The sequence below is a fragment of the Paenibacillus sp. FSL W7-1088 genome (assembly GCF_037969855.1).
Classification (GTDB): Bacteria; Bacillota; Bacilli; order Paenibacillales; family Paenibacillaceae; genus Paenibacillus.
This window is the reverse complement of sequence record NZ_CP150216.1, coordinates 6916708-6931747: the sequence shown is the minus strand read 5'-3', so window position 1 is coordinate 6931747 and position 15040 is coordinate 6916708. Positions and strand designations below refer to the sequence as shown.

Genomic DNA, 15040 nt, shown 5'->3' with positions numbered 1-15040 from the left:
GTATCTTTCACCGCCTTTTCGCCCCTTGCTGCGTCAGTCTCCCTTGATGTGCCTCGGCACGCCTGCGGAAAACTTCCTGACTTGGAACGGAAATTCGGCAAAATCTGCGTCCTGCGGAGTTTTCAGACACGCCCTAGGAAAGAGGGATGCAAATTGTTTAAAATACTCGTGTTTATTTTTCTGATTCAAATTGTTTACGTATCGGCGTACACGCTGCGTATGATACTGACGCTTAAAGGTCAGAAATACATCGCCGCACTGATCAGTACGGGGGAGATTGTGATCTATGTACTCGGATTGAACTTGGTGCTGAGCTATCTGGATCAGACGGTTGCACTCATTGTTTATGCAGTAGGATATGGACTTGGTGTGTTACTAGGTGCTTGGATTGAGGAGAAGATTGCGCTTGGCTATGTTACGGTGAAGGTGATCTGTAATCAGATGGATGGCAATGTCGCCAATTCTCTGCGGGACAAAGGATATGGCGTTACCGCATGGGTAGGCAGTGGGCGCGATGGGGACAGACTGGTGATGGAGATTTTGGCGAAACGCAAAAACCAAAAGCTGCTCTACCAGACGATTCTCGGGTTAGACCCCAAAGCCTTCGTTATTACGGTGGAGCCAAAACAATTCCATGGTGGCTTCTGGACACGTTCTATTAAGCGATAACTTGTAATGATGCAACATGGTAGAATCAAAAAACTCGCCAATGACTTTTCTGGCATCGTTATATTGCATAGTCACTTCTTTAATTTTTTGAATAAGATACACTATTTATCACACCTGTAGGTTATATGTTATGGTTAATGTACCACTTCAGGGTGCATTTATAACCATAAATTTGTGTGCTACCATAACCGCGAACAAAAAGGAATCCCGGCACATCATGTCCGGGATTCCGTTTCATTTATGAATGGGAGAGATCGCACAGCTAACGTATCACTTGTTCAGCGAGAGTACCGAAGCATCTTTGATATCATAGAGAACTCCGTCAGGGGTACTTTTAACGAGTTGGATAATCTGTCTGTAGGCATCACCGTCTGATGGGGCGATGGCATCAAATACAATCTCGTCTGCTTTCAGTTTATCAGCTATTTCTTTAATGCTAAAGGAAGACAAGGGAAGTGACTCATGGACAGGGGCATCGGTAATGAATATAATCCGTTTGGCGTTGTCGCTGCTGAACTCCGAGAGCTTATTAGTAGCTAAGTTAATAGCCTCCAGTCCCGATTCTCTTATATCCCCTCCGCCAGAAGCCACCAATGTATTCAAATCCCCCTTTAACTTATCTTTATCCTGGGTAAAATCAAAGAACTTCAAATTGTAATCGCCATTTCTGTAAATGTTAACGTCCCGATAGGTGATAACCGCAAAATTCGAACCGGCAGGTACGGAATCAACGAAGCTCTTAACCGTTTCTTTGATATAGTCGATTACTTCACCCATACTGGCCGTCACGTCTATAACAAATATAATATCAGACGGAGTATTAATTCCCTTCGATATATTATTTAAAATAGGCGAGGTACTTGAAGACCCAGATTCTGTTGTTTTTGTTGCTCCCGAAGCCGGTTCTTCGCTTTCAGCAGATGTAGGAATGGATGGCTTATTTAGAAAAATGGTAACCGAACCAGCTTCTCCGTGCCACTCTACTTCTCCTCCGAATGCTTCACTGACGAACCGTAGTGGCACCATGGTTACGCCGTTAATGATCTGTGGTTTTGCACTTAAGGTTACAGCGACACCGTTAATGTAGGCAATTTTAGAGCCGATCGTCAGCACGATAGTCCGGCCTTCTCTAATTGCCGTAACCGTTTGAGTGGAACTGTTCCATTTAACATCGGCTCCCAACGATTCGAAGATTCCTCGAAGCGGCACGAGCACACTCCCCTTGAAATTAGTCGGGGGTTGCTTGTAAACCTGCTTCTCACCTTCAATAAACACCTGAATATTCGTAGGCTCATGGTTGATTATAACGAATTGAGGAATAGAAGCAGACAATTCACCTGACTGATTGGCCGATTTTAGGTAAAAATAATATCCGCCTGTTGGAAGCCCCATCTTTCTTAGTGAGAAACTGAAGGTCTTTCCTGGCTCAATCTTTATTTGCCTAACCACTTGCCCGCTTGCATTTTTCACCATTAAATAGGAGGTGTACCCGGAAACGGAGGCCGATTCAGACAGTTTGATGGTAATGGTATTGCCTGATCTGATCGTAATACTGCCGGGATAGCGCTCTCCTGTTGGAATTTGAACAAGAGGCTCCGATGGTTTGTTTGGAGTTGGACTCGGACTCGGACTCGGACTCTCAATCACTTCTTCGGAAGGAGAGGGTTTACTGGAAATAGAAGCCTTAGGGATATAGAAATAGACTTTGACACCGGAGTGCGGAACCTGCTGTTTTTCGGATAGGGTTACGGTATTCGTTGTTGCGTTGAAGGTAAATCGGGACGTGGCTACCTTCGTTAGGTCAATGGAAAGACTGATCTGTTTGGTTGAATTTAGCGTATAGTTTAACGACACTGGAAAATTCCGTGTGGAGCCATCTCCCTCAGGCAAGGCAAAACCCATATTGGCACCTTCTTCCCACTCAAATCCGGGAATAATGCCGTATTTAATATGAATCTCGGCACCTCTGTCGGGAGCTTTATTGAAGGTGATGCTATAGTTGGCATAATCCACAACATAGTCCTTGGAGTCCACTTCTATCGCATTGACATACAAGCGCAAAGTGGTATTGGATGCGGTCAACTTGTTCTTCGTTGTAAATCCGAAGACGCGGTTTTCTCCATCACCATCTTTTAGAATATTGATTAAATCATCGTGCTCCCTGAATTCAAGGGAATCAGCAGCGTGCACAATTACGCTGTGAAGGCCCAAATTGCCAAAAATAAAAATAGAAATAAACGATATCAAGAGCATCTTTCTAAACTTCATCTGTTTCACTCCATTTTATGTAACTTATAGATAAGTCAGCGGCTGTTTGTCCTATTAATACACTCTATCCACAATGTGGAATTGCCTGCTGCTCTCTTACTTTATCACAGGAAGTAGGACTTAACTATATATATCGGAAATGTAGTCATCCTGAAACCAAGTTAAACCTATACGATTCATAGTTGATTACAGTATAACCTCTTACCAGATTTGGTTTTTCACATGGATGTGAGATTAAGATTATTGTTGTAATCGCTTTCAAAATATACAGTGAGGACATGTCCTTCATGACACGGTATGGCAGCGAGGGACGAGCCTTATCAATTATGAAATGGAAGGAATGAATGGGATGAAAACAAAATTAAGAAGCTGGTGCAGTGCAGCCGTGGCTGTAACGTTGGGGATCACACTAATGTCGGGTCCTGCAAGTGTGCAGGCAGCAGGGAATGCAGATTACAATCTCACGGGATTCTCCCAAGGTAACACGGGCGGTGGCATCATCAGTGAGTCGAACACGTCCACGTATAAGAAGGTATACAATGCGACTGACCTGGCACTGGCGTTGAAGAAGAACTCCGGCGTCAAAGTGGTGGAGATTATGAATGATTTGAATCTAGGGTGGAACGAAATTCCGAGTGCCGCGCAGACATCACCTTTTGCCAAACACAATGATGCCTTAACGCATCCTGTATTGAAACAGACTGGCGTAAGCAAGATTACAATTGACGGTTTTAATGGACTCACTATTTTCTCCGCTAACGGTTCCAAAATCAAACATGCTGCCATTAGCGTGAAACGAAGCTCCAACGTCATTATCCGTAACCTCGAATTTGATGAGCTCTGGGAGTGGGATGAATCCACCAAGGGTGATTATGATAAGAACGACTGGGATTACATCACTCTGGAGGAGAGCAGCGGTGTGTGGATTGATCACTGTACATTTAACAAAGCCTATGACGGACTCGTTGATTCGAAAAAAGGAACAAGCGGCGTGACCATCTCCTGGTCTACCTTCAAGGGCGATGACGGCAGCTCAAACAGCTGGGTTACCCAGCAGGTTAACGAGTTGGAAGCGAACAAGGCTTCCTATCCAATGTACAACTACCTGCGCAGCAGCGCGGTTGGGCTCAGCAAAGCCGATATCATTGCCATTTCATCTCCTCAGAAAAAAGGTCATCTGGTAGGTTCGACCAGCTTCGAATCGGCCAATGCCAATCTGTCCATAACCCTGCACCATAACTTGTACAAAGATATCCAGGATCGCATGCCGCGTCTGCGCGGAGGCAATGCGCATGCCTACAATATTGTGATGGATGCGACAGGGGCGCGTGCAGCCAAATCCAGAATCACTTCTGCGATGGCAGCGGCGATTTCGTCCAAAGGGTATCATTTTGATATCATCGGCAACGGAGCGATTTCCACTGAAGATGGTGCAGTGCTGGTCGAAAAATCCGTGATCAAGGACGTACTGTTCCCGGTCCGCAATAACCAGACCGATCCGGCCGATGCAACGTATACAGGTAAAATTCAGGTGAATGACACGATGTATTCTCTGGATGGAAGCTCATTCCGTGGAAACAGTGATGCATCCGGCAGTCCGCTCAGCCCGGTTCCGGCCGCAGTGAAAGCTTTCTCCTGGAACGGATTCTCGACACTTCCTTACAGCTACACTACCGATGATACAGCGACGCTGAATGCACGCCTCACCGGTTCAAGCGGAGCAGGTGCAGGCAAATTATCCTGGTCCAAAGACAACTGGCTGAAGACGAGCTACTAGGCTAGGCAGCAACAGGATCCGGGTGTTGAAACGAATGGCTGTGCCTACAAGGATTTTAAGCCACGTTATCGTTTTTTCATAAGCAAAGAGTGCTCCTGCAGCCGTAATGGCCGGGAGCACTCTTTTTGTGGAACGGAGAGTCTTCGTTCCTTTTTAGTTAGATTCGTCATCCGAAAGTGCAGGTGCAGCACTCACGGAATCACGATAAATGATATTGCCCTTCACGTGTACGCGGCCGAAGCTGCGACTCGGGTTATCAATCTTTTTGAGCATGGAATGAACCGCAGTACGCGCCATCTGTTCCACATCGACCTCAACCGTCGTTAATTTGGGTTCGGAGAGTGTGGCATAGATATCATTATCGAACCCAACCACAGAGCATTGTGCAGGCACCTGAATACCCAGTGAAGTCAGTTTTTGAACAAGCAGATGGGCCACCTGATCACAGTTGCATACAAAAGCCGTAGGCAGCTGCTCTGGCAGATCAATTTCAATAAACGTACCTCGCTCATCGCGGTCATTAAGCACGAGATCCGGATTCATCGGCAACCGATGCTCCAGCAATGATTTGTAATAACCGAGGAACCGGTCCTGAATGCTGCTTGTCGAATAGAGATTCCCCACATAAGCGATGTGGCGGTGTCCCTGCTGTACCAGAACGTTTGTCAGCTCATAGGCAGCGTAAAAGTTATCGGTTACGACAGAGTCGATATCAGAATGCTCATCGTAGAAATCGAGAAACATTTTAGGTACCTCCATCGACTGGACCAGCTCGATATATTCCTTGCTGACTTGTCCAAGCACAATGAAACCATCCACTTTGTTGTCACTATAGAGCTTTGGCAGGATTAATTCCTCTTCGTCCTCCACATTCAGAATATGCAGAATGCCGTAGTATCCCTGATCCTCCAGATGTTTGGTGATGCGCTGGAATACACGTACATAGAACGATTGTGTAGGTCCGGTAAACCGCTCCGGGATAATAACACCAATATTATGAGTTAAGCCTTCCTTCATCGAACGAGCCGCGGCGTTATACCGATAGCCCATCTGAACGGCAAGCAATTTAATTTTTTCCTTCAATTCGCCACTGACGCCATCTTTGTCGTTTAATGCTTTCGAGACCGTCACACTGCTAACTCCGAGCTTGTCGGCGATATCCCGCATGGTGATATTGTTCTTCAGCTTTGGTCGCCTCCTTCAAGCCGGTTTACGTACAATGTGCTGTCATTATGGTTAACGCTTCCTTCAAACATAACAACAATCCATATTAGTATACATCGTTACCCACATGGAATAAAGAAATTCTGGTTAGCGCTGCGCTAATTTTTCAGCATGCTCCATTTTTCGCCTGAACGCTGATCGTCGGTTTATACCAATTGCTTTTGGAGAAGCTTCTCATTCCGCTCAATCAGGTCACTGCGCTGGCTGGCGCAATCTAGGGAACGATACGGATCGGCCGGGGTATTGAAGGTGTAATCAATCAATTGATCAAGCGTTGTGGCCGCCACATGACAGCGCGTATCGCTGGATGCATAATAAATGAAAACCTCACCCTGTTCGTTGACCACTGCACCGTTGCAAAAGATAACATTGGACACATCGCCCACACGCTCGTCGTCATAAGGAGCAATGAAATGCCCACCCGGCTTGGCGATGATGCGTGCGGGATCATTCAGATCCGTAGCGAACGTGTACAGCACATAACGAAGGCCCGCTGCCGTATTGCGAACCCCGTGGGCAATGTGAATCCAGCCGCGATCCGTTTTGAGCGGAGCAGGGCCCTGGCCATTTTTCACTTCGTATACAGTATGGTATTTCCGTTCATCGATGATTGTCTCTTCCTCAATCACTGGATTCAGGATATCATCGCACAGACCAAAGGCAATCCCGCCACCGCTGCCTGTGGAGATGAATCCGTCTTGTGGACGGGTGTAGAAGGCATATTTACCCTTTACAAATTCGGGGTGCAGTACAACATTTCGCTGTTGAGGGGAGTTGGTCTTGATGTTGGGTAGACGCTCCCAGCTGACCAGATCACGTGTCCGCACAAGCCCAGCCTGGGCTACGGCACTGGATGTATCAAATGCCGGAGCTCCCGGGTCTTTGCGCTCCGAGCAGTAGATGCCATAAATCCAGCCATCTTCATGCTGAACCAATCGCATATCATACTGGTTGGTTTCGTCAGCATCGATATCTTCCCACACTAATGGTTTGCCTGTGAAGCGAAATCCGTCGATGCCGTTATCACTTTCAGCTAGAGCGAAGAAGGATTTACGGTCTAATCCTTCGGTACGGATGACCATCACGTATTTGCCATTGAAATAGATGGCGCCCGGATTAAGCGTAGCGTTAATGCCCAGACGCTCCATGAAGTGGGGATTCGTCGTTTCGTCCAGATCAAATCTCCAGTGCAGCGGTACATGATGGCGCGTGATTACCGGATAACGGTACCGATCATATACGCCGTTGTAGAAGGAAGGATCAATTTCATTTTGGCGTGTAAGCAGCTGCTCCTGTTGCTCCAACAATTCATTGTATTTGGGGTGTATCATCACTATCCCATCCTCTCCATTAGTTCAATACAAAACCTGCTGTTGTGATACGGGCATTTCCAAGGTCCGGCGATTTCGCTTTGATCCGGCGTGCTGTCCCCGTCTACCGACCAGTACCATTCCCCGCCAGCTCGGTGATCGACAATATGTTCCTTCGTATAGGTCCACAAGCGTTCTACTCTCTCCAAAAACAAAGGGTCACCTGTACGCTCATAAGCATTATAAAATCCGACCATTGCCTCGGCCTGAACCCACCATATTCGCTTCTCATCCACATGATCGCCCTCTTGTTCATTCATCAGGGAGCCATCGTCCTGTACTGCCACATTGGAAATGTTATAGGCAATATCCGTAACCATCGCGGAATACTCCGGGTGTTGGTCCAAGCCCAGCACTTTTAACGTTTCGTCAATCAGCCAGCTGGCCTCAATGTCATGCCCGAATGAGCGCAGATCGATGATGGATTGCCAATCCTTGTTGAAAAATACACCGAGAAACTTTGTGTCCTTGTCATACACTCGTTCATATAAGATGCCGAGCAGGCGTTCCAGCGCCGTCTTCACCTGCGGATCTGGCCACACTCGGTAGAGCGTGGTATAGGCCTCCAACACGTGAATATGCGTATTCATCGTGTAATCCGCAATCACACCATTTTCGCTCAGCATTTCATTGGGTTGTTCCTTCCAAAGGCGGTCAAATTGTTCCTTATATGCAGGTAGTTCGGCATTCAGCCCTCGATCCTCAATCAGAGCAAAAAGCGTTTTCGCAAGTTCCAAAGCAGCTGCATCCCCGGTGGCACGATAGTACTCACTCAATGAGTAGACGCCGAAGGATTGCGTATACACATGTTTGCTTGTGTCCATTGGTTCTCCATTGGCGTGGACCATCCAGTACATGCCGCCATATTCCGTATCCATCACATGATCCACAAGGAAACGGTAAGCATGTTCAGCGTGATCACGCCAGATTTCATTTCCGGTTACCCGGTAGGCAGCTGCAAAGGACCATAATTGTCGTGCCGTGGCGATTCCGCCTTTGGGAGCGAGTGGATCGACCTGAAGGTCATTGCCAACCCAACCATAGAATCCGCCGTTGTTATGATCTTTGAGGGCAGACCAGAATGGCAGAATATGACCTTCCCAGTGTTCTTTTATTTCAGTTTTGATGTCATTGATGTGAGTCATAAGTGAGCGCTCCTTCAAAGTGCAGGGATAAAGTTTAATTAAGTTAACGTTAACTTTATTTTATAATACTAGTGTCGGGAAAAAGCATTGTCAACGCGTCCGGGGATAAAAACTTGTTGTTAAGTAATAAATAATTTAATTGACAGGTAAGCGTTACCATAATAAAATTCATTTTGTAACCTTAACGATAACTTAAATTAACTTAAGAAAGGGGTCGGATCAATTGAATAAAAACAAAGGTTGGATGTTGCTGCTCACCATGCTGCTCATCACTTCTCTGCTCGCAGCATGCTCTTCTGGAGGTGGTTCCTCACAGGCAGGAGAGGAAATTAGCACAGATCCTGCGGATATCAAGGGAGAAATCACCGTCCTTACACAGCGTACCGATATTGTGGATACCGTATTCAAAGACTATGCTGCGGAGTTCAATAAGGAATACCCGGATGTCAAAGTAAACTTCCAGGCACTGGCCGATTATGAGGGACAAGTGAAGATTCGTATGAGTACCAAAGATTATGGTGACGTGCTGATGATCCCCACCAGCGTACCGATTGCGGACATTCCGGACTTTTTCGAACCGTTGGGCACGTACGATGAGTTGAAAGATAAGTACACAGCCATTGAAGAGCGTATGGTTGACGGCCAAGTCTATGGTATTCCAACCGTTATCACGTTCTCCGGCATCATCTATAACAAGCAGGTGTTCAAGGATGCTGGCATTGCGGAAGTTCCCAAAACACCTGAGCAATTTCAGGCTGCACTCCAACTGGTGAAAGACTATACAGCCGCCATTCCACTGTATACCAACTATGCATCCGGCTGGGCTTTGACACAATGGGAAGCTGATCTGCCGACGGTTGCAGGCAGTGTGGATTACGTAAACATTGACCAACCGAACACGGATGAAAACTTTGTGGCTGGCAAGCCGCACTATGAATTGTACAAAGTGCTTTATGATGCAGCCAAGAATGGCCTGATTGAGAAAGATCCAACTACAACCGACTGGGAAAGCTCCAAGGCTGATCTGGCGAATGGGAAAATTGCAACGATGGCACTTGGATCATGGGCGATTACCCAAATTCAAGGCTTGACGGATACACCAGACAACATCGGATTCTTGCCATTCCCTACGAATGCAAGTGATGTAGTCGTTCCGCTCGCAGCAGACTATAACATCGGCATGAACGTGAACAGCGAGAACAAACCTGCTGCGAAAGCCTGGATTGATTGGTTCCTGGCGAAATCGAATTACGCGGTTGAGCAAGGCGGGGGCATGAGCGCAGACAAAAATGCGGAATTGCCGCCGATTTTGGATCAATACAAAGACGTTACATTCTCCACGCTGACTCCTGCCAAAGAAGGACAGGAAGGTCTGGTTGACAAAATCGACAACGAAGGCGAGATCGGCCTCTGGCAGCCTGACTTCAAGAAACGCATTATCGAAGCTGCCATCGGTAACCGCAGTGAATCGTATGACGACATTATGAAGGATCTGAATGACAAATGGGTTAAAGCGCGGACAGAACTGACGAAATAAGCAGATTATGGGTATACATCGATCTGTAAAGGCGCTACCCATGTCCGACCATCGCTGAAATGAAGCCAGGCAGAACGCCCTGGCTGAAGGGAGAGGTTTTCCCTTTTCATACGGCATTTTGCATCTGGATGCAGCGAAAATCAGATGTGAAATGCCACCTTCGGTGGTTGATTACTCAGGCATTTGTTATTTGGACGGGAGTCTTTCGATATAAAAGCGGCAGAACCGCTTGGAGGTGTGGAGAGTATGAAATACTTGAAGATTTCGAATTGGGGCTACTCAGCGCAACGCATATTTATCATCTGTGCCTTCTCGATCATTCCACTGGCACTGCTGTTCACGTTTGCTTATTTGCCTGTCATTAACATGTTCAAATACAGCTTCACCGATTGGAACGGATACAGCAAAAGGTTTGACTATGTCGGATTTGAAAACTACACGCGGATATTCAGTGACCCTGAGTATTTTAAAGTGTTTATTGTCAGTTTGTATTATTTTGTAGCCACATTCGTACAAATGGGTTTGGCCCTCTACTTTGCAACGATTCTGAGCTTCAAAATCCGCGGCAAAAACTTTTTCAAAGGCATATTGTTCTTCCCCTATCTGCTGAATGGCGTAGCCATCGGATTTATCTTCCTCTTTTTCTTCAAACCAGATGGTACCCTCGATACACTCATGCAGGCCGTAGGGCTTGGACAATACACCCAGCTCTGGCTTGGGAATCCGAACATAATTAACGTGTCGCTCGCAGGCGCATCGGTATGGAGATACATGGGCTTTAACTTCATCATCTTCCTGGGTGCGATCTCTTCCATTCAAAAAGATGTCTATGAAGCGTCGGATATTGACGGGGCCAATCGCTGGCAGCAGTTCCGCCATATCATCCTGCCGAGTATTACACGCATCCTGCAGCTCAACCTGATTTTGGCGATTAGCGGCGCAATCAGTGCGTTCGATATTCCATATATTATGACCGATGGTTCCAACGGTAGTGAGACTTTTGTGATTCAGACCGTTCACTTGGCATTCAAGTACGGCAAGCTGGGCTTGGCATCGGCAATGGCTGTTGTGCTGCTGTTTATTGTCATTCTTGTTACGCTGGTTCAGCGTGTCACCATGAAAGGGGAGGAATGAACGTGCAATCATTCAAATACACTCTTGCGAGCATATTTAAATATGCTTCACTCATTCTCGCAGCGTTCATTGCGCTTGTACCCATCGTTGTGGTGCTGTTTGCATCACTCAAAACCAATGCAGAGTACGCGACCAGCAGTCCGCTGGCTCCACCAGCCAACTGGCTTAACTTTGCGAACTATACCAAGGCTTTTGTGGACGGCAACATGCTGGTCGGTTTTAAAAATACGATTATCATCCTGATCATCTCCATCGTGGGTGCCACTTTAACGGGTTCCATGATCGCGTATGTGCTGGACCGGTTCAAATTCAAAGGCAAGAAAATCATGGTCGCCGCGTTTCTGCTCGCTACCCTCATCCCGAGTGTGACAACGCAGGTCGCTACATTTCAGATCATCAATGCGCTCGACCTGTTCAATACTCGCTGGGCAGCCATTGTGATGTACCTAGGTACAGATATCATCGCGGTATATATCTTCCTGCAATTCCTGGGTTCCATCTCGAATGCATTGGATGAATCCGCCATGCTGGACGGTGCTTCCTACTTCACGATCTATTGGAGAATCATTCTGCCCCTCCTGAAACCGGCGATTGTAACGGTCATTATCGTGAAGGGCGTCAACATCTACAACGATTTTTACACACCATTCCTGTACATGCCCAAGACGGACTTGCAGGTCATATCCACGGCTCTTTTCAAATTCAAGGGGCCATTCGGGTCACAGTGGGAAGTTATCAGCGCAGGCATCATGATCGCCATCATTCCAACGATGATCATCTTCCTGCTGCTACAGAAGTACATCTACAACGGCTTCGCACAAGGCTCAGTTAAATAAAAAAACAAAAGGAGAAATGAAACAATGACAGTTGTCGATATGAAAAATGTACACATTGTTGGAGAGGCATTGCCGAATATGCCTTGGGAGGATAAACCGGAGGGAACGGAAGGTCCAGTATGGAGACACTCCGCCAACCCGATTGTGCCGCGTAACCCGATCAAAGGAGTTGCCCGTATTTTCAACAGTGCAGTGATTCCTTATGAAGGGAAATTCATCGGAGTATTCCGCGCAGAAACGATCAATGGCCGCCCACACCTGCACATGGGATCGAGTGAGGATGGTCTGGAGTGGAAAATTGAAGAGGAACGTATTACTTTTGTGGATGAGAAGGGCGATCCCTTCATGCCGAACTATGCATACGACCCACGTCTGGTGAAAGTGGAAGATACGTATTACATCATCTGGTGTACCGATTTCTACGGTGCTGCGCTGGGTCTGGCCAAGACCGAGGATTTCAAAACGTTTGTCCGTCTCGAAAACCCGATGCTGCCGTTTAACCGTAATGGCGTGTTGTTCCCGCGCAAAATGAATGATAACTATGTGATGTTGTCCAGACCAAGCGACAGTGGACATACGCCGTTCGGGGATATTTTTCTGAGCGAAAGTCCGGATCTCGTGTACTGGGGCAAGCACCGTCATGTCATGAGCAAAGGCGGTCAGGGCTGGTGGCAGTCGGTCAAAATTGGCGGCGGTCCGGCACCGATCGAAACGTCCGAAGGCTGGCTGATGTTCTACCACGGCGTAACCGGGACTTGTAATGGTTTTGTCTACAGCATGGGTGTGGTCATTCTGGATCTGGAGGAGCCATCGAAAGTAAAATATCGTTCCTCCAACTTTGTACTGACACCGGAAAAGTGGTACGAGGAGCAAGGGTTTGTAGACAATGTCGTCTTCCCGTGCGCCACATTGCATGATGCAGAGACCGGACGGATTGCCATCTATTATGGTGCAGCCGACACATACGTTGGAGTAGCTTATACCACTGTCGAAGAGATCGTGAACTACGTCATTGAGACCGACGAAGTCATTGCAGGAGACCGTGAGGAAGGCAAGCTGTAATGCATATCGAGCATTAAGGAATTTACATTTGACTGGATGTGTGGAAGGGGAGATTTTGAGATGTTCATTGCAGGGACGGATACAAAGTTGACGGTAAACCTGCTGAGCAGGTGATTTGCCAGTTCTATGAGTGCATTTAAGTAGAAGTTTAAACGCAAGTCAGGAGACATATCTGAATATGAATCTCAATCAGGTCAAGAAGCCCGTCCTCCCGCCTGCAGGAAGGGTTTTTTGGCTGTTTTAATAAACCACATATACAATATCGAATTTTGTTGACAAAAGAAGGACTCCTGCCTATTCTTAATGGATGAATATGATAATCATTATCATGAAATAGAGAAAAGGGGTTCTACATCCATGTCTGTACAACATCGCAAATCTTCGGCCCTCACGCTGGCAACGATGCTCTTGTTGCTATTCGTTATCGTGGGCTGCAGCAATACAGGAAGTGGAGATGAATCCTCATCTGCTGCTTCGGATCAAACGTCTACGAAGTCGATTACGATGTCATGGCCACGTGATATCGGTACAATGAATCCGCACACGTACAATCCTTCGCAATTATTTGCCCAATCCATGCTCTATGAGCCGCTAATCAGTTACCAGAAGGACGGAAAACTGGAACCTGCGCTGGCAGAATCATGGACCATCTCCGATGACGGCAAGGTATATACATTCAAGCTTCGCCAAGGTGTGAAATTTTCAGATGGTACGCCATTTAATGCTGAGATCGTGAAAAAGAATTTTGATGCTGTGATGAAAAATAAAGACACACATAGCTGGCTGGGCATTGTAGGCGTGCTCGACAAGACGGAGGTTGTGGATGACCAGACTTTCCGACTGACACTCACAGAGCCATATTATCCTGTTCTTCAGGACTTGTCGGTGGTTCGTCCTTTCCGCTTCCTGGGTGAAGCTGGATTCCCGGATGATGGAGATACTTCCCAAGGTATCAAAGAGCCGATTGGAACAGGCCCGTGGATGCTGGCTGATTACAAGCAGGACGAATATGCTGTTTTCAAACGTAACCCGAATTATTGGGGAACAGCACCAAAGGTAGATCAGATTACGGTCAAAATCATTCCTGACGGTGAAACCCGTGTCCTTGCTTTTGAAAAAGGCGATCTCGACCTGATCTACGGGGAAGGTGTGATCAGTCTGGATGCATTCCAACAGCTTCGTGACAACGATGAATATGTGACCCAATTGTCTGATCCGGTGGGCACACGCAGTCTGCTGCTGAACTCATCCAATCCAAAGTTATCCGATGTCAGAGTACGGATGGCGCTCCAGCAAGGGTTTAACAAACAAGCGATGGTTGAAGGCGTCACTTCCGGTTTGGAAGAACCAGCCGATACGGTATTATCCAAAAACTACCCGTACACTAATGTAAACCTGGAACCGATCACGTATGATGTGGAGAAATCCAAAGATTTACTGGATGAAGCGGGCTGGAAGCTGCCGGCTGGTGGTACGGTTCGTGAGAAAGACGGTCAGCAGCTTGATTTCGAGATGATTTTTGACAAAACGGACCCGATTCAGAAAGCGATGGCTGAGACCATTCAGGCTGAGTGGAGCGAGCTGGGGGTTAAAGTAAACCTCACTGGACTGGAACTTACGGTACAGATCAAACGTTTGAAAGCTAATGATTTCGACCTGTATTTCTGGTACAACTATGGTGCTCCGTATGATCCACATTCCTTCATTAACGTTGTAGCGAGCCCTGGATTCGGGATTTCCGAGACCCTGAGTGCGCTGCCGATGAAAAAGGAACTGGACGAGCAGGTGCATGCAGCACTGTCATCTACAGACGAGACGAAACGCCAGGAGTTATATGGCTCTATCCTGAAAACACTTCAGGAGCAATCGGCGATCGTACCAATCTCTTATATTAAGAAAACAGCTGTATATCAGAAGAAAATCTCCAACTTTATTTTCCCGGCGAACCGTGATGAAAATCCGTTTGTGGGCATTGAATTAGGCAATCAATAAGAAGTAGCAATTACTTTAATTTTGGA

Annotated in this window: 11 protein-coding genes; 7 read left to right on the top strand and 4 right to left on the bottom strand. The window is 46.9% G+C overall.

The window, feature by feature from the left end; genetic code table 11:
• Positions 1-153 precede the first annotated feature (153 nt).
• On the top strand, positions 154-669 hold the full coding sequence (locus MKY42_RS31205; RefSeq protein WP_090903135.1) for a DUF2179 domain-containing protein: 516 nt from the start codon (positions 154-156) through the stop codon (positions 667-669).
• 270 nt (positions 670-939) lie between these two features.
• On the opposite strand, the gene MKY42_RS31200 is transcribed toward MKY42_RS31205, so the two are convergent.
• Positions 940-2937, bottom strand: coding sequence for a stalk domain-containing protein (locus MKY42_RS31200; protein ID WP_339847327.1), 1998 nt, complete (start codon positions 2935-2937; stop codon positions 940-942).
• Positions 2938-3286: 349 nt separating this feature from the next.
• Between MKY42_RS31200 and MKY42_RS31195 the strand changes: the two genes are divergently transcribed.
• The gene (locus MKY42_RS31195; RefSeq protein ID WP_339847324.1) at positions 3287-4714 is read left to right on the top strand and encodes a hypothetical protein; all 1428 of its coding nucleotides are present in this window, start codon (positions 3287-3289) and stop codon (positions 4712-4714) included.
• Between the two features lie 153 nt (positions 4715-4867).
• Here MKY42_RS31195 and MKY42_RS31190 read toward each other — a convergent pair whose 3' ends face one another.
• From MKY42_RS31190 to MKY42_RS31180, 3 genes are all read right to left on the bottom strand, one after another.
• Complete coding sequence (locus MKY42_RS31190; RefSeq protein ID WP_090903140.1) at positions 4868-5881, bottom strand: LacI family DNA-binding transcriptional regulator; 1014 nt, start codon at positions 5879-5881, stop codon at positions 4868-4870.
• 203 nt (positions 5882-6084) lie between these two features.
• Positions 6085-7269 (bottom strand): glycosidase, encoded by a 1185-nt coding sequence (locus MKY42_RS31185; RefSeq protein WP_339847319.1) that lies wholly within the window; start codon positions 7267-7269, stop codon positions 6085-6087.
• A 2-nt stretch (positions 7270-7271) separates the two neighbouring features.
• Positions 7272-8453, bottom strand: a complete 1182-nt coding sequence (locus MKY42_RS31180) for an AGE family epimerase/isomerase (protein ID WP_339847316.1) — start codon at positions 8451-8453, stop codon at positions 7272-7274.
• A gap of 223 nt (positions 8454-8676) precedes the next feature.
• Between MKY42_RS31180 and MKY42_RS31175 the strand changes: the two genes are divergently transcribed.
• The 5 genes from MKY42_RS31175 to nikA all read left to right on the top strand — a co-directional run bounded on the left by MKY42_RS31175 (position 8677) and on the right by nikA (position 15014).
• Entirely contained in the window at positions 8677-9990 is a 1314-nt protein-coding gene (locus MKY42_RS31175) for an extracellular solute-binding protein (protein ID WP_339847313.1), read from the top strand.
• Between the two features lie 246 nt (positions 9991-10236).
• Positions 10237-11124: a sugar ABC transporter permease gene (locus MKY42_RS31170; protein WP_062323195.1), complete on the top strand. Its 888-nt coding sequence runs from the start codon at positions 10237-10239 to the stop codon at positions 11122-11124.
• Positions 11125-11126: 2 nt separating this feature from the next.
• Complete coding sequence (locus MKY42_RS31165) at positions 11127-11960, top strand: carbohydrate ABC transporter permease (RefSeq protein ID WP_310854145.1); 834 nt, start codon at positions 11127-11129, stop codon at positions 11958-11960.
• Positions 11961-11984: 24 nt separating this feature from the next.
• On the top strand, positions 11985-13022 hold the full coding sequence (locus MKY42_RS31160) for a glycoside hydrolase family 130 protein (RefSeq protein WP_339847304.1): 1038 nt from the start codon (positions 11985-11987) through the stop codon (positions 13020-13022).
• A 357-nt stretch (positions 13023-13379) separates the two neighbouring features.
• Positions 13380-15014 (top strand): nickel ABC transporter substrate-binding protein, encoded by a 1635-nt coding sequence (nikA, locus tag MKY42_RS31155; RefSeq protein ID WP_179262517.1) that lies wholly within the window; start codon positions 13380-13382, stop codon positions 15012-15014.
• The last annotated feature ends 26 nt before the right edge of the window (positions 15015-15040 follow it).